Annotated in this window: 26 protein-coding genes and 2 pseudogenes; 10 read left to right on the top strand and 18 right to left on the bottom strand. The window is 60.8% G+C overall.

What is annotated here, in order from left to right; translation table 11 throughout:
- The 3 genes and pseudogenes from AC2FMY_RS04580 to AC2FMY_RS04570 all read left to right on the top strand — a co-directional run.
- Positions 1-681: pseudogene (locus AC2FMY_RS04580) on the top strand (IS3 family transposase); the annotation flags it as partial.
- A 98-nt stretch (positions 682-779) separates the two neighbouring features.
- A pseudogene (locus tag AC2FMY_RS04575) lies at positions 780-1,444 on the top strand (HupE/UreJ family protein).
- A 381-nt stretch (positions 1,445-1,825) separates the two neighbouring features.
- Positions 1,826-2,080 carry a hypothetical protein gene (locus AC2FMY_RS04570; protein WP_496807034.1) on the top strand — a complete coding sequence of 85 codons (255 nt, stop codon included), beginning with the start codon at positions 1,826-1,828 and terminating at the stop codon, positions 2,078-2,080.
- 188 nt (positions 2,081-2,268) lie between these two features.
- On the opposite strand, the gene ptsP is transcribed toward AC2FMY_RS04570, so the two are convergent.
- Both ptsP and AC2FMY_RS04560 read right to left on the bottom strand, forming a co-directional pair.
- Entirely contained in the window at positions 2,269-4,512 is a 2,244-nt protein-coding gene (ptsP, locus tag AC2FMY_RS04565; protein WP_480747719.1) for a phosphoenolpyruvate--protein phosphotransferase, read from the bottom strand.
- A gap of 44 nt (positions 4,513-4,556) precedes the next feature.
- Positions 4,557-5,792 (bottom strand): aspartate kinase, encoded by a 1,236-nt coding sequence (locus AC2FMY_RS04560; RefSeq protein ID WP_496744747.1) that lies wholly within the window; start codon positions 5,790-5,792, stop codon positions 4,557-4,559.
- Between the two features lie 165 nt (positions 5,793-5,957).
- Here AC2FMY_RS04560 and AC2FMY_RS04555 point away from each other — a divergent pair, with 165 nt between their 5' ends.
- On the top strand, positions 5,958-6,314 hold the full coding sequence (locus AC2FMY_RS04555) for a hypothetical protein (protein ID WP_480747721.1): 357 nt from the start codon (positions 5,958-5,960) through the stop codon (positions 6,312-6,314).
- Here the strand turns inward: AC2FMY_RS04555 and AC2FMY_RS04550 are convergent.
- From AC2FMY_RS04550 to AC2FMY_RS04530, 5 genes are all read right to left on the bottom strand, one after another.
- On the bottom strand, positions 6,308-6,946 hold the full coding sequence (locus AC2FMY_RS04550) for an SDR family oxidoreductase (RefSeq protein ID WP_496807033.1): 639 nt from the start codon (positions 6,944-6,946) through the stop codon (positions 6,308-6,310). The genes AC2FMY_RS04555 and AC2FMY_RS04550 overlap by 7 nt on opposite strands.
- A gap of 3 nt (positions 6,947-6,949) precedes the next feature.
- The gene (locus AC2FMY_RS04545) at positions 6,950-7,393 is read right to left on the bottom strand and encodes a DUF1178 family protein (protein ID WP_480747723.1); all 444 of its coding nucleotides are present in this window, start codon (positions 7,391-7,393) and stop codon (positions 6,950-6,952) included.
- A gap of 52 nt (positions 7,394-7,445) precedes the next feature.
- On the bottom strand, positions 7,446-7,928 hold the full coding sequence (locus AC2FMY_RS04540; protein WP_496744752.1) for an NUDIX hydrolase: 483 nt from the start codon (positions 7,926-7,928) through the stop codon (positions 7,446-7,448).
- 129 nt (positions 7,929-8,057) lie between these two features.
- A complete protein-coding gene (locus tag AC2FMY_RS04535; RefSeq protein WP_496744754.1) occupies positions 8,058-8,807 on the bottom strand; it encodes an EcsC family protein in 750 nt (249 codons plus the stop codon).
- A 57-nt stretch (positions 8,808-8,864) separates the two neighbouring features.
- Entirely contained in the window at positions 8,865-9,359 is a 495-nt protein-coding gene (locus AC2FMY_RS04530; RefSeq protein ID WP_496744756.1) for a GNAT family N-acetyltransferase, read from the bottom strand.
- Between the two features lie 72 nt (positions 9,360-9,431).
- Here AC2FMY_RS04530 and AC2FMY_RS04525 point away from each other — a divergent pair, with 72 nt between their 5' ends.
- Positions 9,432-10,037: a flavin reductase family protein gene (locus AC2FMY_RS04525; protein WP_480747727.1), complete on the top strand. Its 606-nt coding sequence runs from the start codon at positions 9,432-9,434 to the stop codon at positions 10,035-10,037.
- Between the two features lie 135 nt (positions 10,038-10,172).
- Here AC2FMY_RS04525 and AC2FMY_RS04520 read toward each other — a convergent pair whose 3' ends face one another.
- The gene (locus tag AC2FMY_RS04520; RefSeq protein WP_496744758.1) at positions 10,173-11,807 is read right to left on the bottom strand and encodes a SulP family inorganic anion transporter; all 1,635 of its coding nucleotides are present in this window, start codon (positions 11,805-11,807) and stop codon (positions 10,173-10,175) included.
- 160 nt (positions 11,808-11,967) lie between these two features.
- On the opposite strand from AC2FMY_RS04520, the gene AC2FMY_RS04515 reads away from it, so the two are divergent.
- From AC2FMY_RS04515 to AC2FMY_RS04495, 5 genes are all read left to right on the top strand, one after another.
- Positions 11,968-12,846, top strand: a complete 879-nt coding sequence (locus AC2FMY_RS04515; RefSeq protein WP_480747729.1) for a DMT family transporter — start codon at positions 11,968-11,970, stop codon at positions 12,844-12,846.
- Between the two features lie 131 nt (positions 12,847-12,977).
- Positions 12,978-13,850 carry an S-methyl-5'-thioadenosine phosphorylase gene (locus AC2FMY_RS04510; protein WP_496744760.1) on the top strand — a complete coding sequence of 291 codons (873 nt, stop codon included), beginning with the start codon at positions 12,978-12,980 and terminating at the stop codon, positions 13,848-13,850.
- Between the two features lie 76 nt (positions 13,851-13,926).
- Positions 13,927-14,766: a hypothetical protein gene (locus AC2FMY_RS04505; RefSeq protein ID WP_496744762.1), complete on the top strand. Its 840-nt coding sequence runs from the start codon at positions 13,927-13,929 to the stop codon at positions 14,764-14,766.
- A gap of 72 nt (positions 14,767-14,838) precedes the next feature.
- Positions 14,839-15,468 carry a LysE family translocator gene (locus AC2FMY_RS04500; RefSeq protein WP_496744764.1) on the top strand — a complete coding sequence of 210 codons (630 nt, stop codon included), beginning with the start codon at positions 14,839-14,841 and terminating at the stop codon, positions 15,466-15,468.
- Positions 15,469-15,617: 149 nt separating this feature from the next.
- Positions 15,618-16,157, top strand: coding sequence for an adenine phosphoribosyltransferase (locus AC2FMY_RS04495; protein WP_480747733.1), 540 nt, complete (start codon positions 15,618-15,620; stop codon positions 16,155-16,157).
- 4 nt (positions 16,158-16,161) lie between these two features.
- On the opposite strand, the gene AC2FMY_RS04490 is transcribed toward AC2FMY_RS04495, so the two are convergent.
- The 10 genes from AC2FMY_RS04490 to cyoE all read right to left on the bottom strand — a co-directional run bounded on the left by AC2FMY_RS04490 (position 16,162) and on the right by cyoE (position 25,121).
- On the bottom strand, positions 16,162-17,580 hold the full coding sequence (locus AC2FMY_RS04490; protein ID WP_496744766.1) for an FAD-binding oxidoreductase: 1,419 nt from the start codon (positions 17,578-17,580) through the stop codon (positions 16,162-16,164).
- Between the two features lie 38 nt (positions 17,581-17,618).
- Complete coding sequence (locus AC2FMY_RS04485; RefSeq protein WP_496744838.1) at positions 17,619-18,437, bottom strand: MBL fold metallo-hydrolase; 819 nt, start codon at positions 18,435-18,437, stop codon at positions 17,619-17,621.
- Between the two features lie 106 nt (positions 18,438-18,543).
- Positions 18,544-19,128, bottom strand: coding sequence for a GNAT family N-acetyltransferase (locus AC2FMY_RS04480; RefSeq protein ID WP_496744768.1), 585 nt, complete (start codon positions 19,126-19,128; stop codon positions 18,544-18,546).
- Entirely contained in the window at positions 19,128-20,390 is a 1,263-nt protein-coding gene (locus tag AC2FMY_RS04475; protein ID WP_496744770.1) for a M16 family metallopeptidase, read from the bottom strand. Before AC2FMY_RS04475 ends, AC2FMY_RS04480 begins: the two co-directional genes overlap by 1 nt.
- Positions 20,387-21,775: a threonine synthase gene (gene thrC, locus AC2FMY_RS04470; RefSeq protein WP_496744772.1), complete on the bottom strand. Its 1,389-nt coding sequence runs from the start codon at positions 21,773-21,775 to the stop codon at positions 20,387-20,389. Before thrC ends, AC2FMY_RS04475 begins: the two co-directional genes overlap by 4 nt.
- On the bottom strand, positions 21,772-22,449 hold the full coding sequence (locus tag AC2FMY_RS04465; protein WP_496744840.1) for an SURF1 family protein: 678 nt from the start codon (positions 22,447-22,449) through the stop codon (positions 21,772-21,774). Before AC2FMY_RS04465 ends, thrC begins: the two co-directional genes overlap by 4 nt.
- 156 nt (positions 22,450-22,605) lie before the next feature.
- Positions 22,606-23,421 carry a cytochrome c oxidase subunit 3 gene (locus AC2FMY_RS04460; protein WP_480747739.1) on the bottom strand — a complete coding sequence of 272 codons (816 nt, stop codon included), beginning with the start codon at positions 23,419-23,421 and terminating at the stop codon, positions 22,606-22,608.
- A gap of 22 nt (positions 23,422-23,443) precedes the next feature.
- Positions 23,444-24,019 (bottom strand): cytochrome c oxidase assembly protein, encoded by a 576-nt coding sequence (locus AC2FMY_RS04455; RefSeq protein ID WP_496744775.1) that lies wholly within the window; start codon positions 24,017-24,019, stop codon positions 23,444-23,446.
- Complete coding sequence (locus AC2FMY_RS04450; protein WP_480747741.1) at positions 24,019-24,180, bottom strand: cytochrome c oxidase system small membrane protein; 162 nt, start codon at positions 24,178-24,180, stop codon at positions 24,019-24,021. The genes AC2FMY_RS04455 and AC2FMY_RS04450 overlap by 1 nt, the downstream gene beginning before the upstream one ends.
- Positions 24,177-25,121 (bottom strand): heme o synthase, encoded by a 945-nt coding sequence (gene cyoE / locus AC2FMY_RS04445; RefSeq protein WP_496744777.1) that lies wholly within the window; start codon positions 25,119-25,121, stop codon positions 24,177-24,179. The genes AC2FMY_RS04450 and cyoE overlap by 4 nt, the downstream gene beginning before the upstream one ends.
- Between the last annotated feature and the right edge of the window lie 44 nt (positions 25,122-25,165).

Genomic DNA, 25,165 nt, shown 5'->3' with positions numbered 1-25,165 from the left:
GATGACCTGGCATCTTCGCAACGAAGGCTATCTGGTGAACGAGAAGCGCATCCGTCGCCTGATGCGGCTGATGGGCTTGATGCCGATCTATCAAAAGCCCAACACCAGCAAGGCGGCGAAAGGGCACAAGACCTATCCCTATCTGCTGCGCGGTTTGCCGGTGGATCGACCCAATCAGGTCTGGGCCGCAGACATCCCCTATCTGCCCATGCGACGCGGGTTCCTGTATCTGGTGGCGATCATCGACTGGCACACCCGAAAGGTTCTGGCTTGGCGGATATCGAATACGCTGGAGGCCAGCTTTTGCGTCGACGCGCTGAATGAGGCCATACACCGCTTCGGCCCGCCTGAGATCATGAACACGGATCAGGGCAGCCAGTTCACATCATTTGTCTGGACAGACCGCCTGCGCCGATCCGGCGTGCGCATCTCGATGGATGGCAAGGGCCGGTTCCTAGATAACATCTTCGTCGAGCGGCTCTGGCGGAGCTTGAAATACGAATGCGTCTACCTGCACGCCTGGGAGACCGGATCAGAGGCGAAGGCGGGCGTTGGGAAATGGATCGATTTTACGACCGCAAACGCCCACACTCCGCCCTTGGCGGTAAACCCCCAGCCGTGGTCTATTGGCTGAGAAAAGAAGAAACCCAAACCGATCAGCAGGAGCAAAGAGTAGCTTAAACTACGCCAAAACCTGTCCAAACATTGGGGAGTAGTTCAGGGATATTGCGGGTCAACCCATCTAGATTGAAGATCTGGAAGTTCAAAAGAACGACGTTTTGGTCCATCTACAGCCCCTGCAGTCTGAACCCACGACGCTTCGGTTCACACCAGAGACAGCCGTTCAGAACATACCTTCTGAACAGACCACATGGTTTGTTTTCACCGCGTATTTCCAGTTGGGTTTTAAACACATACTGGAAGGTTGGGATCATCTGCTGTTTGTCTTCGCGCTGTTTATTCTGGTTCGTGATCCGTAGAGACTGGTGGGAGCAGTCACAGCGTTCACCCTAGTGCATTCAATAACACTGGCACTGGCAACACTGGGATTTTTGAATGTCCCCGGCCGCCGGTCGAGGCCATCATTGCGCTTTCTATAGTTTTTCTGGCGATGGAAATTGTTAAGGGCGGCGACGGGCGTTTTCGACTTTCGAAACAGAAGCCCTGGATCGTTTGTTTCTGGTTTGGGCTTTTGCATGGGCTTGGTTTTGCAGGTGCTTTGGCCGATATCGGACTACCTACAAACGATATCCCTGCGGCCTTGCTTGCCTTCAACCTGGGCGTCGAGGCAGGCCAATTGAGTTTTGTCGGAGCTTTGGCGCTGCTTCTGCCAATCTGGCGAATGATTGCGTTTCCCGTTAGTCAAACAACAACAGTGGTCACGGCCTATTGCATCGGATCGATATCGATGTATTGGCTCATAAAACGCGTTAGCGGGATTTGAAATGCTACGCCTCTGGTTCTGTTGAGGTGTTAAATCGTCGCATAAGGCAACTTGATTGCAAAAGGTTAGAATCGACCGCACAGGTACAACTATTAAAGTGGCCGCGCACAAAAGCCGACTTCGTAGCATTTGAAATGTTAGTGTTTAACGCGCCAGCCATGGGCGCTTCCCGTCCTACCCGCGGAACAGGCGTGTCCGCTCTCAGGCTGGAGCAGTCATCGAAACCAAACAGGCGAGCGGCAGCACCGTCCCGCGTCTCGATTGCCGAAGCCGAGCGTGGTGAAAAGGCGGTTTGAGTTCCACCAGATTTGGCAGAGTTGAATGACCGGTCTGGCGACATCGGTTGCAATGCAGCGATGAGTGTTCCGCACTTGCGAGCGGATGCTGCGTCAGCAACAGCGGCATGGGCAAATGGCGGCAAAGTTGCGCATTTTGCCCATTCATGTTCCGAGCGATGAAAGTCAGCTGTGGTCCTTTCTTACCAGTTCAAGAGCCATACAGCAAACGGTGATCGATGCGTTTGTATCCGACCAGTCATTGCAAGCTGTGTTCTCAAACTGGCCTGCCGAGCGCACGCAATTTGTGTTCAGTCCGATGATTGCAAGCTGCTTGCGCATTTTCTGGGTTCATCAGTAGACAAACCGGGTTTGGCGCCTACGACAGGGTCAGGTCATTCGTGCCGAATATCAAGATGGTTGCAGGTCGAGCGGACTGTGTTTGCGGGCCGCCTTACCTAAGAACAAGAGGGGCGCTGCCTCTCTTGACCTGCGGGCAATTCACCCTGGGTATTTGAGACCAGAAAGAAGCAGGGGCGGCGAGGAGTGTCAGACCTGATTTCGCAGCCATTCCATCACCGCCGGGCGCGCGGTCTGGTCGCCGCGGTGGCTGGCGTCGGAAATGATCTTGCGCAGATCCTGAAGGTTGGCGCGCAGAAGCAGGCTTTTGACCGGGCCAATCGAGGCGGGACGCATGGACAGGCTGCGGATGCCCATGGCGGCGAGGCAAATGGCCTCGACCGGGCGGCCCGCGTCCTCGCCGCAAAAGCTGAGCGGGGTGTTGGAGAGATTGCAGCGCTCGACGATGCGTTCGATGAAAGTCAGGAAACTGACATTGAGCGTGTCATAGCGGCGGCGCACCAGTTCGTTTTCGCGGTCGGCGGCGAAGAAGAACTGCTTCAGGTCGTTGCCGCCGATGGAGATGAAATCCACCTCGTCAAAGAATTTCTGAGGCGCAAAGGCCAGTGACGGTGTTTCCAGCATCGCGCCGATTTCCAGGCTTTCCGGTAACGGGTGGCCCAGTCGCTTTTCCCGGGCGATGGTTTTTTCGATCTCCCAGCGAGCGGCGTAGAACTCTTCGGCCTGAGCGACGAAGGGAAACATGATGGTCAGCGGGCGGCCATTGGCGGCCCGGATCAGAGCCTGAAGCTGCATCCGCATGACGCCGCGCTTGTCGAGACCGACGCGGATCGCGCGCCAGCCCAGCGCCGGGTTCGGTTCGGCCACGTGTTTCATGTAGGGCAGCACCTTGTCGGAACCGATATCGAGCGTCCGGAACACCACGCGCTTGCCCTGCGCGGCATCGAGAACGCGGGCGTATTGCGCCACCAGTTCCGAACGTTTCGGCATCTGGTTACGGATCAGAAATTGCAATTCGGTGCGGAACAGGCCGACGCCCTCGGCCCCCGAAGTGGGCAGCGATGGCAGGTCGGCCATCAGCCCGGCATTCATCACCATATCGATCTTGTGCCCGTCCAGTGTGACCGCAGGTTTGTCGCGGATCGAAACGTAGCGTTCCTGTGCCTTGGCCTGCATTGCGATCTTGTCGCGGAAAGCGCCGACAACGGTATCTTCGGGGCGCAAGTGTACCACGCCCTGATCGCCATCGACCAGAATATGGTCGCCGTTCAGCGCCTCGGTCGTAATGCGGCCTACATGCACCACCAGCGGGATCGCCAGGGCGCGGGCGACGATGGTCGCGTGGCTGCCGACAGACCCTTCCTCGAGCACGATGCCCTTGAGAGAGCGGCCATATTCCAGCAGATCGCCGGGGCCGATGTTGCGGGCCACCAGGATGGGATCGGGCGGCAGTTCAAGCCCGGTATCCCTGCCCTGCCCTGTCAGGTTTCTCAACAGGCGGTTGCTGAGATCATCAAGGTCTGCAAGGCGTTCGCGCAGATAGGGGTCAGTGACCTGGCTCATCCGGGCGCGCGCCTGCGACTGTTCCTTTTCGACCGCTGCCTCGGCGCTGAGACCACGGGCAATGTCCTCTTCCATGCGGCGCATCCAGCCCTTGGAATTGGCAAACATCCGGTAGGCTTCGAGCACCTGCAGCTGTTCCTTGTCGCCGTCCTGCGAGAATTCGAGCATCTTGTCGACGCCGACGCGCAATTCCTCGACCGCTTCGTTCAGGCGCTCGAGCTCGCGCTGCGGGTCATCAGCGATCGGATTGGTGACCACCACGCGCGGTTCGTGCAGCCAAACGTGCCCCTCGGCGGAACCTTCCTGGGCCGGGCCGCCCTTGAGCACGACGGATTGCTGGTGCAAGGGCGACAAGGCCGCGCCCTCGCCGATGAAGGCGCCAAGCTCGGCCATTTCGGCCAGAACCATGGCGACCACTTCCAGCGCATAGACCTCGTCGGCGGAAAACTGGCGTGCCTCGCGCGACTGCACCACCAGAACGCCCAGTTTTTCGCCCAGACGCTGAACCGGCACGCCGAGGAAGGACGAGAACCGTTCTTCGCCGGTTTCCGGCATGTAGCGGAACCCTTTTTCCGCCGGAGCGTTGGGTGTGTTGACGACCTTGCCGGTCTTGGCGACGCGGCCCACCAGCCCTTCACCCATCCGCATGCGGGTCTGGTGCACCGATTCCGGCGCGAGGCCCTGGGTCGCACACAGCTCCAGTGTCTCTTCGTCGCGGAAAAGATAGACCGAGCACACTTCGCTGCGCATGCTGTCGGCGATCAGATGGGTGATCTGATCGAGACGCTCCTGGCCGGCGGCTTCGCTGGCCATCGCTTCGCGCAGCCGCCCCAGCAGCTTGCGGGATTCTGTTTCAGTGCCGTCAGCCATGGGCCCCATCACGTTTTTGTGTCAGGCGCCCCAGTCGAGAAAACTCAGGCGGCCTTGTCCAGTCCAAACGCATCATGCAGCGCCTGAACGGCAAGTTCCATGTATTTCCTGTCTACAAGCACGGAAATTTTTATCTCGGAGGTTGTAATGACCTTGATGTTGATCCCCTCATCCGAGAGCACCTTGAACATTTTGGCCGCAACGCCGGATTGCGAACGCATGCCGATTCCCACCACCGAGACCTTGGCGACGTCAGGTTCGATCTGCAGAATGTCAAAGTTCAGCGCAACGCCCTTGATGTCGTTCATGGCCTTTTCGGCGCGTTTGACCTGATCGGTCGGCAGGCTGAAGGTCATGTTGGTGCGACCCTCCTCGGAGATGTCCTGCACGATCATGTCGACGTTCACACCCGCATCCGACAGGGCCCCGAAGATGGTGGCGGCGATGCCCGGGCGGTCAGCAACCGACAGCAGGGTCATCTGGGCTTCGTCGCGCGAATAGGCGACGCCGGAGACAACATTGGATTCCATGATTTCCTCCTCATCGCAGACGAGCGTGCCCGCCTCGTCGGTTTGTTCCTCGAAACTCGAAAGGACGCGCAGTTTTACCTTGTAGCGCATTGCCAGCTCGACCGAGCGCGTCTGCAGCACCTTGGCCCCAAGCGAGGCCAGTTCGAGCATTTCCTCGAACGAGATCTTGTTGAGCTTGCGCGCCTTGGAGCAGATTCTCGGGTCGGTGGTATAGACGCCGTCCACATCAGTGTAGATATCGCAGCGTTCGGCACCGAAGGCGGCGGCGAAGGCCACGGCAGTCGTGTCGGAGCCCCCACGGCCCAACGTGGTTATGCGGCCCTCGGGGCTGATGCCCTGAAAGCCTGCGATCACGGCAACCTTCATGCCCTCGCCGAATTTCTGGTTCAGGTTGTCGGTCGGAATTTCCTCGATCCGGGCGGCGGAGTGGGCCGAGGTGGTGATCAGCGGCACCTGCCAGCCCTGCCAGCTGCGCGCCGGGATATCCATTTCCTGCAAGGTCAGCGCCATCAGGCCGGCAGTCACGTTTTCACCCGAGGAGACGACGGCGTCGTATTCGCGCGCGTCGTAAAGGGGCGAGATTTCGTCAACCCAGCCGACCAGTTCGTTGGTCTTGCCCGACATGGCCGAAACGATGACGATCACATCATGGCCCTTGGCCACCTCGACGCCGACGCGCTTGGCGGCGCGGCGGATGCGGTCGAGATTGGCAACCGAGGTGCCACCAAATTTCATCACGAGTAAGGGCATGGGGCCAAAAGTCTCCGCGCCAAGGAATTCCGGTCCCGAGCCTCTTATGCGAGGGGGCAGCCAAGAGCAAGTGGACAAAGGCGGAATGCCTGCGGCAAGGCACCGCTTTACATTGCCGGGGCCGGGTGCCAGCTTGGAGCGGTTCCATACGCACAAGGGTTTTCGATGCGATCAGTTCTTTTGGCTTTTGCCGTGTTGTCCACCCAGGCCACAGCGCAGGAGGCGACGGTATCCGGAACCGACGGTCAGAACGCCTTGGGTACTGTTCCCTGTGCCGCCGTACCTGGCCAACAGATCGAAAGCTGTCCCGCCGAATTTCGCCGCAAGGACGATGGAGCCTCGACACTGGCGGTTCAGTTGAAGACCGGAGAGGTCCGGCGGATCTATTTCGAGGGGACGAAGGCGGTGGCGTCCAGTTCCACTTCGGCCCTGTCCACGGAAACGCGCGGAGACATGCTGATCATCTATATCGAGCCGGGCGAGGTTTACGAACTGCCACTCAGGGCGCTGACCTCTCAGTAAGGGTGCGTGCGGCCGTCCCATGTCTCGAAACAGCCGGTTGAGGCCAGCGACAGCGCCTCGAACCTTTGGATGAGGCCATTGACGGCCTCGTCTGTGGTGACGGTGGCCGCAGCTCCGCCCATGTCGGTCTGAACCCAGCCGGGGTGGTAGATTCCCACGGCGATGCCGTCGTCTTTCAGATCCGTGGCCAGATTGCGCCCGAGATTGAGCGCCGCCGCCTTGGAGGCGCGATAGATATAGCTGCCGCCGGGCGCATGTTCATGCGAAGCCATCTGTGACGAAATGATCGCGATTTTGCCGCGCGCCGCACGCAGGTTGGGCAGAAGGGTCTGAATTGTCAGGAACGCGCCAGTGACATTGGCGGCAAAGGTCTGGTCCCACATCTCGCGCGGATAGCCGTCGATGGTCTGTCCCTTGTCCAGATAGACGCCCGCGTTGCAGATGAGAAGATCGACTGGCTTGTCCTGCAATGTCTCGGCCATCGCGCGGTGATGGCCCGGGTCGGTCACATCCAACAGGATAAAGTGGCTGCCGTCACGGGCAGTGCCTGAAACGTCATGCCCTGCCTGCCGGTAATGATCAGCCAATGCCTTGCCGATGCCCCGGTTTGCGCCGGTGATGACCACGTGCATGGGTCAGTTTGTCTTGCGGTTCGGCATGAAGGGCAGCGGCGCGACCGGCACGCCCTCTTCCATCAGCGCTTTGGCGTCTTCCATTTTGGCTTCGCCATAGATCGACCGCTCGGGCGCTTCGCCCAGGTGGATCTTGCGGGCCTCCGCCGCGAAATTCTTGCCGACGTAATCTGAATTTTTTTCGATGTTGCGGCGCAGTTCCGCCAAGGCCTGCTCTGCTACTGAGGCCGGTTTCGACAGCGGTTTTTCGGATCCGTGTCGGGTATCGTCCGTTGTGGTTCGGCCGGGACGCACACGTGGCGTCATGATCGCCTTCTCTACCTCGCTGCCGCCGCAGATCGCGCAGGTCACCATCCCGGCCCCGGCGAGCTTGTCAAAAGCATCCGCCGACTGAAACCAGCTGTCGAAGCTGTGGCCTTCACTGCACTTCAGAGCGTATTGAATCATCTTGCACTCATATTCTCAGGTCCATGAATAGATATCCAGCCGCCCGGCAAGATCAAGACTTGATCTTTTCCTTGTGTATAAGATGTGGATGAAATTCCAACAGCATCCGGGCGAGCTCGGGTTCGTTCACACATGCCGCCGCCTTGTGTGGGCGAAACCATTTACGGCGGCGCTGGTCGCGCTCGGGGAAACTGGCGGCAAGACGGCAGACACGGATCGGAAACACCTCGACCATGCATGGCAGATTTCCCTTGCTGCCCCGCGTTTTTGTATAGGTGAAGCTGCCGATGCTTTCGGATTGGCACAAGCCGATCACGCCAGCCTCTTCCCAGGCTTCGACCGTCGCGGTTCCGGCGGCGTCGCGCGAAAAGATCGGCCAGCCCTTGGGGATCAGCCACCGCCCGGTTCCTCGGGAGGTCACCAACAGGATTTCAGGCTTGTTTTCTTTGATCCGATAGCACAATGCGCCGTATTGGATACCAATCCGGTTTTCTTCCGGAGCGCTCAATAAGTCACTGGAAATTTTTACGTTCATCAATCCTCCTGCCTCACAGGATAGCAGGGAATCTGTTTCATGTCAGGTCGCACACACTAAATGCTCCCACATATTGTAGGAACGCCACGGCTACCCGCGAAATCTTCACTCTTTCGGGATCAATTCCGCCTATTTCAGCATTTTTGCAGTCAATCTGGTCAACAATTCGTCCTGTGGGATATCCGCGTCGATCGCGAGGCGTCTGAGACCGAAATGCACGCCTGCGACCTGCTGGTAGTAACGGGTATAGACATAGTTGGTGCCACCGCCCGCGACCGCGCCCAGAACCGGAATCGATTGCGCCGCAAGTTTCTGCCCCAGCGCGGTGGCAAGGCGCGGTGCGACACTGGCGATCAGTTTCTGCATGGTGGCGCCGGTCAGCGTCAGCCGGATCGAGAAAAAGCCCAGATCCGCGCCATCATCCTGCGCCAGCGGCCCCGCCGAGGCCAGAACGCGCACGCAATCGAACATCACACCTTCGGAGGCCGGATCGAAGCCTTGGCGCGCGGCCTCGCCCTGAATGGCACGCAACAGCATGGTGGTGGTGACCGGCAATTCGACCAGAGCGGTGGGCAGCCCGCCAAACCCACCCGCAGCGCCCATTGCCGTGGCGATCGCTGTGTTCACCCACGCCTTTTGATCCGGAACGGCGCGGCGCGAGCCATGGGCGGCGCGCATCGCAACCCACAGCGCGCGCTCGGTTGCTTCGCTCAGGCCGTCGCGGATGTTGGGAGGAAGCTGGTCAAGCAGGTTTTCCGCCTTGCCGCCCAACCGGTTAAGCATGCGGATACCCATGCCTCCCGCTGCACGGTACTCGGCGGCAAGCCGGTCGAGTTCCGCCTCGGCGTCGACGGGTTCGACGATCACGATGTCCTGCATTCGCAACGCCTCCTTCATCAGGAAAAGATCGGTGCGCGCGTGCCGGGTTTCAATGGGTTATTTCGTCCAGCGGGTAACAGGGCCGCAAATATCCACCCAGCCGCCGGGCACCAGTTCCATGCCAAGAACCCGGTCAGGGTTTGTAGGCGGCGGCATTTCCACGCCTTCCAGCCGAGTGAAGCCAAAGCGCGAGTAATAGGGCGCATCGCCCACAAGCATGACACGATGCCAGCCCTGGTTGCGCCCGGCCTCGACCCCTTCGCGGATCAGGAACCCGCCCAGACCTTCGCCCTGGTGCGTGGGGTGAACCGCAACCGGCCCCAGTAACAGCGCGTCATGATCAGCGACGTGAACGGGCCAGAACCGGATGGCACCAGCCACGACGCCGGTGTTGTCGCGCACGACCATCGACAGGCCCGCCACGGGCGGAACATCGTCGCGCAGACGATAGGAGGACAGCGCCTCGCGCCCGGGCGCGAAGCACAGGTCGTAGAGGGCTTCAACCTCCCACCAGTCGTCCGGTCGTTCCGGGCTGATTCCGAATTGCTGCACCCTGGCCCTCTTTTCAGCTGTGGAAATCGCCCTAGCACTTCGCTACGCCTTGGGCAAACGCTTGGAGATATGATGTTCTATCGACCCGAAGACGGCCACGGCCTTCCGCACAACCCGTTCAACGCCATTATCACTCCGCGCCCGATCGGCTGGATATCGACCCGCGATTCGGATGGGATCAACAATTTGGCACCCTATTCCTTTTTCAACGGGGTTGCTTACACGCCGCCGCAGGTGATGTTTGCCTCAACCGGCACGAAACACGATCAGATCGGCGGCAAGGACAGTATCGCCAATATCGAGGCGACAGGCGTATTCTGCGTGAATGTTGTGGCCCATGCGCACCAGGATGCGATGAACGCCAGCTCGGGCAGCCTTCCAAAAGAGGTGGACGAGTTTGCCCATGCCGGATTAACCCCGGTCGAATGTGAAACCATCCCCTGTGCCCGCGTACAAGGTGCCCCGGCGGCGTTGGAATGCAAGCTCACCCAGATCGTCACCCTGCCCGGCGCGGCCAACCGCGTCGTGTTTGGAGAAGTGACAGGTGTGCACCTGCTCGACGACCATATCCGGGAGGGCAAGTTCGACGTAACCTCATTCAAACCTCTGGCGCGGCTTGGGTACCGGGACTATTCGGTCGTGTCCGAGCTGTTCTCGCTCAATCGCCCGGATGATTGAGGTTGTCGGGGGCTCTGCCCCCACCGCCCGTTCCGGGCGGCTCCCCCGGGATATTTTTTGGCCAGATGAAGCAGGGATTCTTCATTCATCTGGCTTCAAATATCCCGGAGCGCGAGGCGGAGCCTCGCAAAAGGATCAGTGCCCGCCTAGAATGCCGGTGCGGACAGAGTAATCAACCGCCAACTCGTAATCCGGGTCATCATCACTGTCGACCATCAGGTGGCCCGCCTTGTTCAGCAACTTGTGACAATCGCGGCTGAGGTGGCGCAGCATGACCCGCTTGCCTTCGGCCTCGTATTTCGCGGCCACCGCTTCGATCGCCTGCAGGGCGGACTGATCCACCACGCGGCTTTCAGCGAAATCGACGATCACGGTTGCGGGGTCGTTTTCGACATCGAACAATTCCGTGAACCCGTCGGTTGAACCAAAGAACAGCGGTCCCTGGATTTCATAGACCTTTGCCCCCTTTTCGGTCGCCGACTCGCGGGTGACCGCGTGGATGCGTTTGGCGTTGTTCCAGGCATAAGCCAGCGCCGAGACGATCACGCCGACGACCACGGCAACGGCGAGGTCTTCCATCACGGTGACGACGGTGACCAGCACGATCACGAAGGCATCCATCAGCGGCACCTTGCGCAGGATGTTGAACGAGTTCCACGCGAAGGTGCCGATCACCACCATGAACATCACGCCAACCAGCGCAGCCAGCGGGATCTGTTCGATCAGGGGCGCGGCAAAAAGGATGAAAATCAGCAGGAACAATGCGGCCGCGATGCCTGCGACGCGGGTGCGGCCGCCGGATTTCACGTTGATCATCGACTGTCCGATCATGGCACAGCCCCCCATACCGCCGAAGAAACCGGTGACGACGTTGGCGGTGCCTTGTGCGATACACTCCTGCGACGCGCCACCGCGTTTTCCGGTGATCTCGCCAACTAGGTTCAGGGTCAGCAGGGATTCAATCAGGCCGATGGCGGCGAGGATCACCGCATAAGGCAGGATGACCTGCAGCGTTTCGCGGTTGAGCGGTACCATCGGGATGTGGAATTGCGGCAGGTCGCCTTCGATCGAGGCCAGATCGCCGACGCGCGGGACGTCCAGGCCAAAGCCGATGACAAGCGCCGCGACCACGAAGATGCCAGCCAGCGGGGCCGGAATGATACGGGTGATCCGTGGCATCACCCAGATCACCGCCATGGTCAGAGCAACAAGGCCCAGCATCGTATAGAGCTGCAGGCCCGACAGCCATTCACCGCCGCCCATGCCGTGGCCGGTGTTTTCCATCGATCCCGGCACCTTGAACTGACCCATCTGCGCGAGAAAGATCACGATGGCGAGGCCGTTGACGAAGCCCAGCATCACCGGATGCGGCACGAGGCGGATGAACTTGCCCCATTGCATCACACCCGCGATGATCTGAAGGATGCCCATCAGAACCACCGTTGCAAACAGGTATTCAACCCCATGCTCGGCCACCAGGGCCACCATGACGACGGCCAGCGCGCCGGTTGCACCCGAGATCATGCCGGGACGCCCGCCGATCAGGGCGGTAATCAGCCCGACCAGAAAGGCCGCATACAGGCCAACCAGCGGGTGTACGCCCGCAACAAAAGCAAAAGCGACCGCCTCGGGCACCAGCGCCAGCGCCACGGTGAGGCCCGACAACAGCTCGATCCGCAGGCGCGACGGGGTTAGACCCTCGTCCGGCATCCAGCGCAGATCGGGTATGGCTAGGCGATTGGCAAAACTTGCCAGCATGGCTCGGGGCATGGGTCGATCCTGTTGGTCGGATTGTTCGCGCAAAGGCGCCTTCTAGACGGTTGTGCCCCATCAAGCCACCGCACTGAGCGGGATGCGGCCATGCGTCGCGCGCATGGCGAAGATCCGGCCGGTCTTTACTTGGTCGCAGTCTTGCCCCTAACTCATCGGCATGAGCGATCACTTGAAAGGTCTGATCATTACAACGCTGGGCGTGCTGCTGGTCGTGCCGGATTCACTGTTTGTGCGGCTGATCGGGGCCGATCCGATGGTGACTGCATTCTGGCGCGGCCTGACCGCCGGAACTGTTGTGCTGATCGTCCTGCTGGCGGTTCAGGGGGTGAGCGGGTTTCGGGCCTTGCTGAACACCGGTTGGCCGGGCGTGATCTATACGATCCTGATCGGCTCTACCGCGCCGGCCTTTGTTCTGGCCGTCAGCAATACCAGCGTCGCAAACGTGGTGTTCATCTTTGCCTCGATGCCGATATTTGCCGCGATTTTCAGCCGGATTTTCCTGGGCGAGCCCATTCGGCGGCGCATGGTGCTGACGATGGCGGTGGTCTTGGCGGGGCTGGCGATGATTGCCTATGGGTCGGGCGAGACGCAGATTTCGTCCTGGAGGGGTGACATCTGGGCCGTTTACGTGTCTGCCGCCTTTGCGGCCGCGCTGACCGCGGTGCGCAAGGTCAGGGACACGTCAATGATCCCGGCCATTCCGATTGCCTATATCGGTGCGGCGCTCATAATTGGGATGTTCGTATCGCCGGCTGCGGCGTTTGAGCAGCAATGGCCGCTGTTTCTGGGTCATGGAGCCTTTATCGGGGCGGCCTCGTGCCTGCTGGCGCTTGGCCCGCGCTACATCAGCTCGGCCGAGGTGTCGTTACTGGTCCTGCTGGAATCTGTTCTGGCGCCCATTCTGGTCTGGGCGGTAGTCGGTGAAGATCCGGGGCCTTGGGCGATCGCGGGAGGCGCAGTGGTGATCGGCGCGCTTTTGGTGTCGAACCTTGTCGCGGTGTTGGCTCCGGCGCGCCGGGCAGGTGGGGCCACTTGACGCAGCCACTGGTCGTCTTCAGGGCATTGTGACCAGAGGGCACCTTGGGACACGGCACAGCGCTCTTGTCATTCCGGTCGCGGCCCTCCAAAAACCTTGAGCAGGCAACGACCAAGGCAGGGAGAGCACAGGTGAGCCAGACGAAAATCGCGGTGATCGGCGGATCGGGCATCTATGAGATCGACGGGCTTGAAAACGCCAAGTGGGTTGCGGTTGAGACCCCTTGGGGAACACCGTCGGACGAGGTTCTGACAGGGTCGCTGGAAGGGGTCGACATGGCTTTTCTGCCGCGCCACGGGCGGGGGCACGTGCATTCGCCGACAGAGGTGCCATACCGCGCCAATATCGACGCGCTGAAGCGGCTGGGGGTGACAGACGTCATCTCGGTATCGGCTTGCGGGTCGTTTCGCGAAGAGATGGCGCCGGGGGATTTCGTGATTGTCGATCAATTTATCGACCGGACGTTCGCGCGCGAGAAAAGCTTTTTCGGGACCGGCTGTGTTGCCCATGTCAGCGCAGCGCATCCAACCTGCCCGCGCCTGAGCGACGCCTGCGAGGCGTCTGGAAAGGCGGCAGGGATCAACATTCACCGCGGCGGCACCTATCTGGCGATGGAAGGGCCGCAGTTCTCGACCCTGGCGGAATCGAAGATGTACCGCGAGGTCTGGGGTTGTGATGTGATCGGCATGACAAACATGCCCGAGGCCAAGCTCGCCCGCGAAGCCGAGCTGTGTTACGCCTCGATCGCCATGGTCACCGACTATGACAGCTGGCACCCGCATCACGGCGAGGTGGATATCAGTGCCATTATCGCCACGCTGACCGGAAACGCCGACAAGGGCCGCACGTTGGTCAAGGGGTTGCCTGCGTTGCTGGGAGCGGACCGCGCGCCCTGCCCGCATGGCTGCGACCGGGCGCTGGATTTTGCCATTCTGACCGCACCAGAGAAGCGCAACCCGGAGTTGCTGACGAAACTGGACGCGGTGGCGGGGCGGGTGCTTTAGCTACAAAAGGCTGAGAAGTCGCCCGTGATGTGATACAATCCCCCCATTGTTTTCAGAAATTCGTGGGGGATTTTTCATGAAACAAGGTGCCATCCGCATTTTGCAGGAAGAGTTGAGCGCGACCGGGACGTATTCCGGCCCGATTGATGGACAGATCAACGCCGCAATGGATACGGCGGCTGCGGCTCTGGTCCAACCGCGCGCCAGCGAGTTATCCGGTGACCCAAGTGCCTGGAGTGCCGCCCGAAAACGCGTCGCCGCATTTCAGCTAGTCAGCAAGGACGCCGGTATTGATCCCGGGGACATCGACGGTTTGTGGGGAAGCCTTACTGAGGCGGGCTATAGTGATTTCCGCTTTTTCCGGGAGACCGGCGAGTTGCCGATGGATTTCCGGGATATCGTGCCGTTGGACGTCAATCCCAATGGCTGGCCTGCAGATAAAACCGGGCAGGCCGATCTGTTCAGTTTTTTCGGCTTCAATCCGAATTCGGGTGGGCAGCCCGCAACCACGATCGTTGCTGTGCCCTGGACGATGAAGCTGGACTGGGACCGGTCGGTCAAGACCAGCAAGATCGGTTGCCATCCGAAAGTCGCCCAGAGCCTTGAAAGGGTTCTGACCAAAATCGCTGCCCGTTACGACCACGATGCCCGGGTCGACATGGGATTGGACATCTATGGCGGGTGCAAGAATGTGCGGCGCAAGCGCAATGGCTCGACATGGTCCACGCACTCTTTCGCCGCCGCCATCGACTGGGATCCGTCGCGCAACAAGCTGGACTGGGGGTGGAAAAAGGCCCGGTTGGCCCGCGCCGACTGCCTGGATTTCTGGCGCTTCTGGGAGGAAGAGGGCTGGGTATCGCTGGGCCGCGAGAAGAACTTTGACTGGATGCACGTACAGGCCATCAAGATTCCATAGCAAAACGCGGGGTATGGACGTTCGCGTGCGGGCGTTGTTTGATGCACCGATATGTCAATCACAGGTGTTTTCATGCCTCTCGACCTCTGGCTTGCCTTTGTCGCCGCCTCGACCGCACTGCTGCTGATCCCCGGTCCGACCGTATTGTTGGTGCTGAGCTATGCCCTGTCCAAGGGGCGCAGCGTTGCGGTGGCCTCGGCCACGGGGGTGGCCCTGGGCGATCTGGTGGCGATGACCGCGTCGCTTCTGGGATTGGGGGCGCTCGTGTTGGCATCGGCCGAGATGTTCATGGTGCTGAAATGGGTCGGTGCCGCCTATCTGATCTGGCTGGGTTGGAAACTGTTGCGCAGCGCGCCGTCCGATGGTCTGGGGACCGTGCGCACCGAGCGTGATGTGACCGCAGGTAACGTTTTCGGTCACGCAGCGGCGGTAACGGCCCTGAACCCGAAATCCATCGCGTTCTTCATTGCTTTCGTGCCGCAATTCATCAAACCTGGCGAGGCCTTGATGCCGCAGTTCACCATCCTGATCGCCACCTTCGTTGGACTCGCCTGGCTGAATGCGCTGACATATGCCTTGTTGGCCGACCGCCTGCGGCGCCTGATCGCGCGCCCCAAGGTAATCACGGGGATTACCCGAGTCGGCGGCGTGACGTTGATGGGCATGGGCGTGGCCACCGCATTGCTGCGCCGCCCGGCCTGACCCGGTTTTTCCGGATACATCGAGCGGCATTTTCGCTGCGTTGAACCAAATCCAAGGGCGGGACGCCGCAGCCCGCATCCTGCCTCTTGAACGGCGCGTCCCGATGCGTCAAACCCGCTTGCGTGAACCATGTCAGCAAGGGAGGCCGCATGCCCAAAAGCACCTCGGTCAAGGACTATATCCGCACCATCGTCGATTTTCCGCATGAAGGGATCATGTTTCGCGACGTGACCACGCTGTTTGCCGATGCGCGCGGGTTCCGCATGGCCATCGACCAGATGCTGCACCCCTACGCGGGCGAGCGCATCGACAAGGTCGTGGGGCTGGAAGCGCGCGGGTTCATCCTTGGCGGCGCGATTGCACACCAACTGAGCGTCGGCTTTGTGCCGATCCGGAAAAAGGGCAAGCTTCCGGGCACCACCATCAGTCAGGATTACAAGCTGGAATATGGCGAGGCCATCGTCGAAATCCATGACGACGCCATCAAAGAGGGCGAGAAGGTTTTGGTGGTCGATGACCTGCTGGCCACCGGTGGCACCGCAGCGGCCGGCATCAAGCTGATCCAGCGCCTGGGCGGCGACATCGTGTCCTGCGCGTTCATCATCGATTTGCCGGAACTGGGCGGGCGCAAGGTGCTGGAAGGCATGGGCATGGATGTGCACGCCCTATGCGAATTCGAAGGCCTCTGAGCGGCTATGCGCGACGCAGAACCGCGCCGGGGTTCATGATCCCGGCAGGGTCCAGTGTCGCCTTGATCTCCCGCATGGCGGCAAGTTTCACCGGATCGCCGTAACGCTCCAGATCCTTGACCTTCATCCGCCCGACCCCGTGCTCGGCGCTGAACGAGCCGCCATAGTCGCGTACCAGATCATGCACCGCCTGCATGACAGCTTCCTTTTTGCCTTCAAGCGTCGCGCGGTCGATGCCCGCCATCGGATAGACGTTGTAGTGCAGGTTGCCGTCGCCCAGATGCCCGAAACAGTTGATACGAAACGCACCCAACCCCGAAACGACCCCGGCCGCGCCGCGAATGAAATCGGGGATGACCGACAGCGGCAAAGAGATATCATGGCTCGACACCGAACCGATCAGCCGGTTGGCCTCGGGGATATGTTCACGCACCGACCAGAGCGCCCGACGCTGCGCATCGGAATGCGCCACGACACCATCCCGGGCGATCCCGTGTTGCAAGGCCGTCTTGAAAAGCGCCTCCATGGTACGGGCGGGATCAAGTCCCTGTGGCAGGCCAAGCTCGACCAGGACGCACCATTCGGGTTTGACATCGAACGGCTGGCGAATGCCGGGCAGAACCTCGGCCAGAAACTCCAGCCCCTGTCTGTGGATCAGTTCAAAGGCACTGACCGCCTCGCCGACGCGATCGCGGGCGCAGGCCAGCAGTTCCAACGCCGCTTCGGGCGACGGAACCACGATCATCGCGGTGCTGGTGCCCGCCGGGATGGGATAGAGCTTCAGCGCCGCCGCCGTGATGATACCCAGCGTCCCCTCGGACCCGATCAGCAGGTTGCGCAGATCGTATCCGGTGTTGTCCTTGCGCAGCCGGGTCAGCCCGTTCCAGATCTCGCCGTTAGGCAGGACCGCCTCCAACCCAAGGCACAGGTCGCGGGCATTGCCATAGCGCAACACATTCACCCCACCAGCGTTTGCAGCAAGATTGCCGCCGATCCTGCAGGTTCCCTCCGAGGCGAGTGACAAGGGAAACAGGCGGTTGGCGTTGCAGGCCGCCGCCTGAACATCGGCCAGAATGGCGCCAGCTTCGACCACCAGCACGTTTTCGGCCGGGTGCACCGCCCGGATCGCCGCCATCCGCTCCATCGAGATCACCAGCGGCGCCGGCCCTTCGGGCGTCACCTGCCCGCCTACCAGGCCGGTGCCGCCCCCATAAGGGACAACCGGCACCCGCGCCGCAGCGGCACAGCGGATCAGCGCCGCGACCTCAGTCACGGTTCGCGGCAGGGCCACAAGGCCCGCCTGCCCAGCATAACGCCCTCGCGGCTCTTCCAGGAAACGCGGCTCGACCGGGTTCAGGATATCCTGCGGAACCTCTTTGGTGAGGCGAGCGGCAAAACTGTCATCGGCGGGATTCAGGGTCATGCCCAATCCATGCCCAAGGCACGTGCGCCGGGCAAGCCCTAATCGGGCTCGATCAGGTATCGCGGTTCCAGCACAACCACCGTGGGCCGGTCGGGCAAGGAGCGAAGCGACACCTCGATCTCGGACACGCCGTCGCGCCGTATGGCGAACTCGTCTCGAACGCCCGAAAGAAAACGCTCCAGTGAATAGCCCGAGAACCAGTGCATCGGGATTATGACCGAGCTTTTCAAGCGCTTCAGAACCGAAATCATTTCGGGCAAGGGCATGGTCGTACCGCCATCGACGGCAGCCATGACCACGTCCAGTCGGCCAAGAGCGGCGAACTGCGCGTCGCTGGGAACGTGGTGCAAGTGTCCCAGGTGGCCGATACACAGCCCCTCGACCTCGAACACGAAGATCGAGTTACCGCGTTCCTCGACCCCGCCATAGACCGATCGGATATCGGTCGAAACATTCCGGATCAGGATTTCGCCAAGATCCAGGTGGTGTTCGATCCCTTCGCCAAAACGCCCCCAACCCGGCAGAACATACGGGATCGCGGGATCGGGGAATTGTGTCCAATGGGTCTCGTGCGCGTGGTTCATGGTCACGATATCCGGAATCATATCGGCGCCGCCGATGAACCCGGTGAAATCGGTGACCGCATTCAGCCCGCCGCGTGTCTGGATCAGAAACGAGGCATGCGCGATATAGCTGACCCGTACCGAATACTTCGGCACCGGGTCCTGCCAAGCCGCCTTGTGCAGATAATCGATCCCCGGCGCGGCATCGGCAATGGCGATGCAATGGCTCGGCCGCCGTTCCTGTGCCGCCGCGCCCCCCGCGACTACGATCAATGCCAGAAGAACCCGCCACATGAGCGCAAGTGTAGCGCGACTTGGTCCCAAGTCACGCATAGTCTTTCATCTTTTCAAAAATACTCCGGGGTTTGGGTAGCGCCCCAATGACCCGGAAAGAGGTCACCTAGCCCGTATCCGTCTTGCCGCGCCGGTCGGATCTGAGGCTGGCATAAAGCACATGCGTCCGCCACCGCCCGTTGATCTGCAGATAGGATTGCGCCACGCCCTCGTATTTGAAGCCCGAGCTTTCCAGCAACCCGCGAGAGGCCGCGTTTTCCGGCAGGCAGGCCGCCTCGATCCGGCTCAGATCCAGGCGGGTGAAAGCGTAATGCACAACCGCACCGATGGCCTCGCGCATATAGCCTTGCCGGGCAAAGGCCTGCCCAGTCCAGTAGCCCAGCGTTCCCGCCTGCGCCGGGCCGCGCCGGATGTTGTCCAGCGTGACCGCGCCCAGCAGGACGTCATCGGCGCGCCGGAACAGAAACAAAGGGATGGCCGAGCCGTTCGAGATCGAGCGCTGCGCCCAGTAGACCCTGTTGGTAAAGGATTTACGGCTGAGGTGATCGTTGGCCCAGACCGGTTCCCACGGGGTCAGGTAATCCTCCGAGGCGCGCCGCAGCGCTGTCCAGTCTTGATAGTCGGAATGCGCGGGCGGGCGCAGGCTGAGCCGCTCGGTTTCGAGTTTCAGCTTACGCTTGCCCAGCAGCATCACGCCGCGCGCCTCTCCTGCAGGTCCACGAGGGACGGCGCCGTCGACACCGGCCCATAAAGCGCCAGCGCCGCAGGGGCCGTGACCGCCATATCCTCGGCGAACTGGCGCACGTCAGCGGTGGTGACGGCATCGATTTTCTCGACCGTTTCCTCCAGCGACGGCACCCGATCCCAGATCTGCACCAGCCGGGCTAAACGCTCGGCCCGGTTCGAGGGGCTTTCCAGCCCCATCAGCATCCCGGCCTTCATCTGGGCGCGGGCACGGGCGACCTCTTCGGGACTCATGTCTTCGGCTGCGCGCTTCATCTCGTCGATGGTGATACCCGCCAGTTCCGCAACCTGAGTGGCGGAGGTACCGGCATAGATCGTGGTAGTGCCGGTATCGGCGTAAGCTCCGGCCTGCGCAAAGATCGTATAACAGAGGCCGCGCACCTCGCGGATTTCCTGAAACAGCCGCGAGGACATGCCACCGCCCAGTGCCGACGAGTATATCTGCGCGGTATAGATGGCGTCGTCACGATAGCCCGGGCTTTCGAACGCCAGCGCGAAATGGGCCTGTTCCAGAACCTTTTCGTGGCGTGCCTCGCCGCCGATGAACCGGGCAGGCTCGGCGATCAGCCCCTTGCGGGGCTGCAAATGCCCGAACATCTTTTCGGCCAATTTCATCAGCTGATCGTGGTCGACGGCGCCTGCAGCGGACAGGATCATCTGTTCCGGCCCGTAATGTTCCGCCACGAAGGCCGACAGATCCTCGCGCGAAAAGGCGCTGACCCGTTCCGTGGGCCCAAGGATGGTGCGACCCAAAGGCTGGTCGCGATAACTTTCTTCCTGCAACCAGTCAAAGATCACGTCATCGGGCGTATCATGGGCCTGACCGATTTCCTGCAGGATCACACCGCGCTCGACCTCGATCTCGCGCGGGTCGAAGACCGGGTTCATCACGATGTCCCCGATCACGTCCATGGCCAGCGCCACGTCGTCCTTGAGCACGCGGGCGTAGTATGCCGTCACCTCGCGCGAGGTGTAGGCGTTGATGTAGCCACCCACATCCTCGATAGCCTCAGCAATTTCCAGCGCCGAGCGCCGCTCTGTCCCTTTGAATGCCATGTGTTCGAGGAAATGAGCGATGCCGTTCTGCTCGATCCGCTCGTGGCGGCCTCCTGCGGTTACCCAGATGCCAATGGCCGCAGATTGCAGCCCCGGCATGTGTTCACTGACGATACGAAAGCCGTTGGCCAGTTGGTCTTGTCTAACAGTCACGCAGTAATCTGCCCTTTGATATAGTCCTGGATGGCGCCCAGATCGTTGGCGATGCGGGTCACCCGTTCCGACCGTTCATACAGGTCAGACATGCGCGGGGGAAGAGGCGGATGCACGCCGCTTGCCTGTTCCACAGCAGCGGGGAATTTCGCCGGATGTGCGGTGGAAAGGGTGATCATTGGAACATCTGCCGCGCGCGCCTCTTCGGCCACCTTCACGCCGACGGCGGAATGGGGGCAGACCAGTTCGGCGCTACGGGTAAGCGTGGATTTGATCGTGGCCAGCGTTTCCTCTTCGGACACACGGCCCGAATCGAAATTCTCACGCAGCGCTTCCATCGCGCCCTGGCTGATATTGAAGCCACCCTGTTTCAGCTCATCCATCAATTGTGCGATGGCCCCGCCATCTTCGCCATAGGCATAATAGAGCGCGCGTTCGAAATTCGAGCTGACCTGAATGTCCATCGACGGGCTGATCGAAGGGATAGTCTCGCCCTTGAAATACCCCTCACCCGAGAGGCAGCGATGCAGAATGTCGTTCTGGTTGGTCGCCACCACAAGGCGGTCAATCGGCAGCCCCATACGCTTGGCCAGATAGCCAGCGAAGATGTCGCCAAAGTTGCCGGTTGGCACCGTGAAGCTGATCTTGCGATGCGGCGCACCGAGGTTGGTGGCGGCAGAAAAGTAATAGACCACCTGTGCCAATACGCGGGCAAAGTTGATCGAGTTTACGCCAGCCAGCCTGACCCCGTCGCGGAAGTCGAAATCGTTGAACATGTCCTTCACGGAGGCTTGGCAATCGTCGAAATCGCCATCCACCGCCAGCGCATGCACGTTGCTGTCGGCGGGCGTGGTCATCTGGCGGCGCTGTACCTCGGAAACACGGCCATGCGGGAACAGGATGAAAACGTCCACCGCGTCCAGCCCGCGGAACGCCTCGATCGCGGCTGAACCGGTATCCCCACTGGTCGCGCCGACGATGGTCACCCGCTCGCCGCGCTTCTTGAGGGCAACCTGAAACAGCTGACCAATGAGCTGCATGGCGAAATCCTTGAATGCCAAGGTGGGGCCGTGAAACAGCTCGAGCAGGAAATGGTTCTCGTTCAGCTGTTTCAGCGGCGCGCGGGCGGCGTGGCCGAAATCCTGGTAAGCGCGCGCGATGATCCCCTTAAACTCGTCCTCGGCAAATGAGCCGCTGACATAGGGCCACATGACGCGGAATGCGATTTCCTCATAGGGCAGCCCCGCCAGCGACGCGATTTCGGCATAGGTCATCACCGGGATTTCGGCAGGCACGTACAAGCCGCCGTCGCGGGCAAGGCCGGTCAGCATGGCCTCTTCAAACGAGAGTTCGGGCGCCTGCCCGCGGGTCGAGATGTATTTCATGTCGCGTCACTTTCAGAATTGGCACGGCTGCGCCATAGGAAGTATCCGGTCATCGCGGCCCAGACCAGAGCCAGGCCAAACCAGGTTATTGCATATTGCAGGTGATCGTTTGGTATTCCCGCCGTGTCCACCGGCAACGGAGTCACATTCGGATCGGTTTGCGAACGGGCGATCAGCAGAACCGGCTCCGCACCCAGTGCAGCCGCAAGCGCGGGCACATCGCGGGCGAACCAGATATTGGCGTCGATATCAGGTGCGGGCGTGTAACTGTCAATTTCGTCCGGCCAGTGCAAATTGCCTGTCACCTGCATCTGGCCGTTCCGACGCCCGGCCTGTTTGGCCGTGGTCGGGATGAACCCCCGGTCAATCAAAATGGTCCGGCCGCTGGAGCTGAACGGCTGAATGATGCGATACCCCGCACCAACCTGTTTGAGCGACACAAGAACGTGGATTTCCGCAGGCTCCATCTCGCCCGACACCGTCACCGGCAGGTATTTGTCCTGATCCGCCGAAATCTGCGGTGGCAGGGAAACCGGCGTGGCCGAGATCCGATCTTCGATCTCTGCCAGAACGACCTGCTTCCACGCCAGGCGCTGTACCTGCCAGAAGCCCAGCGACAGCAGCACGCCCAAACCGGCGAGGCCGAAGATCAGCAGGAACAGAATACGGCGCATGTCAGGACCAAACTTCATTTCAGGAACCGGCGTCTTGTTAAGGGGCGCGCGGGCTGAATTGCAACCACGCAATTGTATGGAGAGCAATCTTGCGACCCACATAGAGAAAAAGCCGCCCCTTGGGGCGGCTTTTGCAATTGATCAGCCTGACCGGCCTTACATCAGCGGGGCCTGACCCCAGATGTAGACGGCAAAGAACAGGAACAACCAGACGACATCAACGAAGTGCCAGTACCAGGCCGCCGCCTCGAATCCGATGTGTTTTTCGGGCGTGAAATCCCCGCGCATCGCACGCAGCAGGCAGACAGTCAGGAAAATGGTGCCGATGATCACGTGCGCGCCGTGGAAACCGGTGGCCATGAAGAAGTTCGAATAGAACTGGTCGCCGCCGAATTCCCAGCCTTCATGCTTGAGCAGTTCGGCGTATTCGTAACCCTGCAGGAAGGTAAAGGCGATACCAAACACGATGCCGATCGCCAGACCCTGCACCAACGCCTTGCGATCATTGTTATGCACCAGCGCGTGGTGCGCCCAGGTTACCGCACAGCCCGAAAGCAGCAGAACAAGCGTGTTGATCAGCGGCAGGTGGAACGGGTCGACCGCATGGATGCTTGGCGCGACATATTCGGTGCCCACATAATCCTGCATCGGGTACATACGGTGTTTGAAGAAAGACCAGAACCAGGCAAAGAAGAACATCACCTCGGAAGTGATGAACAGGATGAAGCCATAGCGTAGGCCGATCCGCACCACGGGCGTATGATCGCCGGCGCGGCTTTCGGCCACCACATCCGACCACCAGCCGAACATGGTGTAGAGAACGGCCAGAAGACCGGCCCAGAACATATAGGCGGTGATGCCGTGCATCCACAATACGGCCCCGACCAGCATGACGAAACCGCCCGCTGCGCCGATCAGCGGCCAGATCGACGGGCTCAGAATGTGGTAGTCGTGATTTTTAGCGTGTGCCATCAGCGTCCCTCACCTACAGGCATTAGTTCGTTGTTGTTTCCGCCTGCGCGTCGAGGGCTGCGTACCCCTCGGGCAGGTCGATTTCGTAGAATGTATACGACAGAGTGATCGTATGCACGTATTGCCCTTCCGGATCGTTGACGATTTCCGGATCGACATAGAAGGTCACGGGCATCTCCACCCGTTCCCCCGGTTGCAGCACCTGTTCGTCAAAGCAGAAACAGGCGATTTTCTGGAAGTAGCCACCTGCCGAATAGGGGGCCACGTTATATGAGGCCTGCCCGGCGACAGGTTTGTCGGTCGGGTTGTAGGCCTCGTAAAAGACTAGCCCGGTTTCGCCGATACGAAGCGTCATCTCGCGTTCGACCGGTTTGAATTCCCACGGCATGCCGCGTTCCTTCGAGGCATCGAAGCGCACGGTGACAGTTTTGTCGATCACTGTGTCCGAGCTTTGCTCGGCCACGCCAGTGGTTCCGCCAAAGCCGGTGACCCGGCAGAACCAGTTGTAAAACGGCACCGACGCCCAGGCGAGTGCGCCCATGACGACGACGACGCCGACCAGTTGCAGAACCGTTTTCTGGGGTCCCCGAATCGCCATCAGTTCTGCACCTCTGCGCGCGGCGGTTCATAGTCGCCCCGGCTGACCTTTACCACGGTCAGGCCAAAGATGATGACGATCAAAGCCGCCAGCGTCAGGGCCACGCCCAGATTGCGGCCAAAGCGGCGATTGTGCAGTTCGTGTGTCTTACGCAGGCTCATCCCCAGCCCCCCAACCCATAGGGCTTCAGCAGCGCCTCGGCCAGAATCGCGCCGAAATGCAGGAAGAGATAGAGCAACGATAGCTTGAAGAAACCCCGTTCGGCCTTGAAATTATCGGCCTCTGACGCGTGTTCGTCCCGGCGCGAGATTTTCCAGGCACCGCGCAGGAACAGGGCATTCATGACCAACGCCACCGCCAGATAGACGGGGCCGCCAATGTCAGAAAAGGCCGTGCCGACGGCCAGCAGCGCCAGCAGGGCAGTGTAAACCAGAATGTGAACTCGGGTGGCGCGACGGCCGTGAGTCACGGTCAGCATCGGCACCCCGGCGTCGTCATAATCCGAACGCATGAACAGGGCCAGCGCCCAGAAATGCGGCGGTGTCCACATGAAGGTCAAAGCGAACATCAGCCAGGGTTCGACCGACATAGTGCCGGTAGCCGCGATCCAGCCGATGACGGGCGGGAATGCACCCGCAGCGCCGCCAATCACAATGTTCTGCGGCGTCGAACGCTTGAGCCACATCGTGTAGATGACGACGTAGAAAAAGATGGTGAACGCCAGAAAGGCCCCTGCCAGGATGTTGGTTGCCAGACCCAGCATTACAACGGCGAATCCCGACAGCGTCAGGCCAAAGGCGAGCGCTTCGCCCTCCTGAATCTTGCCGGCGGGGATCGGACGTTTCTTGGTGCGCTTCATCACGCGGTCAATATCGGCGTCCCACCACATGTTCAGCGCTCCGGACGCGCCGCCGCCGATGGCGATGAACAGGATGGCGCAGAATCCCACAAACGGATGCACCGGCACGGGCGCAGCCAGCAAGCCGACCAGAGCCGTGAACACGACAAGAGACATTACGCGCGGCTTCAACAGGGCGAAATAATCGCCAAAGCTGGCCTCGTCCTCGCGGACTGTGCTGGCATTGATGCTTGCGTCGCTCATTTCCGGTCCTTTGGGGGCGAAAGGTGCGCGGAGACCACGCACCC

This window comes from Ruegeria sp. YKSE079, assembly GCF_059612845.1.
This window is presented reverse-complemented; position numbering and strand designations above follow the sequence as displayed.